2 protein-coding genes are annotated in these 1,598 nt (G+C 41.9%); both read right to left on the bottom strand.

The features are described from left to right. Positions 1 to 411 precede the first annotated feature (411 nt). Positions 412 to 762: a hypothetical protein gene (locus tag VT06_RS16680; protein WP_046555460.1), complete on the bottom strand. Its 351-nt coding sequence runs from the start codon at positions 760 to 762 to the stop codon at positions 412 to 414. Positions 763 to 861: 99 nt separating this feature from the next. Then, positions 862 to 1,098 (bottom strand): hypothetical protein, encoded by a 237-nt coding sequence (locus tag VT06_RS16685; protein WP_152659058.1) that lies wholly within the window; start codon positions 1,096 to 1,098, stop codon positions 862 to 864. Between the last annotated feature and the right edge of the window lie 500 nt (positions 1,099 to 1,598).

Here is a 1,598-nt window from a genome sequence, read left to right on the forward strand (position 1 = left end):
TTCTGCGGTTCATGTGAAACCTCTGCCTGGTTGTAGATCCAGACAGGGTAAGCAGATTTAGCTAAAGCTGGAATGTGCGGTTGGTGTTACGCTCACGATATTTAAAACGAAGCTAAAATTTTCCCTTGCTTCACCACCCACCCGACCCATACCGTGCAATGCCCAATTGTTACCACTTTCAAGACACGTCATTTCAAGCACTTGCTCTTGAGTTTCCGTGGTGTAGGATAGCTGAGTAAATAGGACAGGCACAGCAGAAATGCTTAAAATCCGAAGGGCTTTATCCATTGCGTGATGGTTGGATTGCGCTTCATCATTCTAAGTGAAACGCCCTGTGCGGAGTCGTCTGGGCCGACATTTCGGTGCAGGGTGTTTGTGGGGGCTGGAGGTTAGAGACCTCTGGCTACCCGATTATGTTACAGGTTGACCACTGCCTTCCAATACTGGGCTGTAAATACCCCAAATAGCAAATGGTACTAACAACAATGACAATACAAAAAGCCAAATTAGTAATTTCATAGATTTGCTGCTTTTACCCTTACTAACTTTGTAAAGAATAAAAGCTGAAATTAAGCCCAAGATTCCCCAGTAACGATAAGTGCCAATTAATATGGAAGTTTGAATTGGTAACTCAGCTTCGAAAGAGTCAAATATGCTTTCGAATTGCTGAATTAATATAAAAGCCCCATAGGCAAACAACCCAAAATAAAGCGTTGATATCGTAGCGGTTATTACCTGAAAATTACTCTTAACTTGATTCATACTCTGCATCTCCTTTTGCAACATAACGCAAAGCACACGGGCGACGACCGCAGCGAAGTTGGCGTCCAAGCGACCATCGGGAGCGAGTGATGCGCATTGTTATATGCACTTTTCTTCTTTATCCGATAGGTTAATTGTGAAAAGCGCTAATACGCCATTGATAACATCAACATTATCTTTTTGGTGCTTCTCGCCATTGCGCTCACTCTTATTTTTTCTCTCCTGCTCGGATTCGTGAGCACCGTTTATAAATTTACATCCATTCTCTGCTACTTGGTGTGAGGCACATGAAGAAAGTGAAACTACCATTAAACACAATAATATTAATTTACGCATAGACTTCCTTGTGCATATAACAACTTAGTGTTTTATCCGGCAGATGCTAATGGAATTTGTATATTTAGGGAACAATTAATTTACAGACTTTTGTTACATAGGTGATTTGCTTTAGTACCTTTTTATTGCTTCTCATCATGTTATTAATCAGCTCTTTTCAAGATATGCCAACCATCTCGCAATACTTGCCCTCAGGCAGCTTTAGCCTGTTTTTTTTCACTCTACATCCTTACTGCTCAGCCGTAGGGGTTACCCTCAGCGCATATTCAAAAGTGCCAGGCACTATTTGGGCGGCAAAATCGACAGGGATAAATTTACTTTGGCAGGATAAATCAGGTTTGTAGTTCGCCATGGTATTTTTGCTTTAGGTGAATAATATCTATCAGATCAAAGACATTGACAGTATGCGTAACAGCAACCACACCTTCGGCATGATTGCTGTTTAGATCAAAATGGCAGCAGCTTCGCCAGTTTGTCTGGCGTATCGGCGGTAGGCAGCT

The sequence above is a fragment of the Arsukibacterium sp. MJ3 genome, assembly GCF_000987765.1.
In the GTDB taxonomy this organism is placed as follows: Bacteria; Pseudomonadota; Gammaproteobacteria; order Enterobacterales; family Alteromonadaceae; genus Alishewanella.

Bases quoted from the DNA above. Each gene is read 5' to 3' on its own strand.
- VT06_RS16680 (WP_046555460.1), bottom strand. From the start codon at position 762: ATGAATCAAGTTAAGAGTAATTTTCAGGTAATAACCGCTACGATATCA.
- VT06_RS16685 (WP_152659058.1), bottom strand. From the start codon at position 1,098: ATGCGTAAATTAATATTATTGTGTTTAATGGTAGTTTCACTTTCTTCA.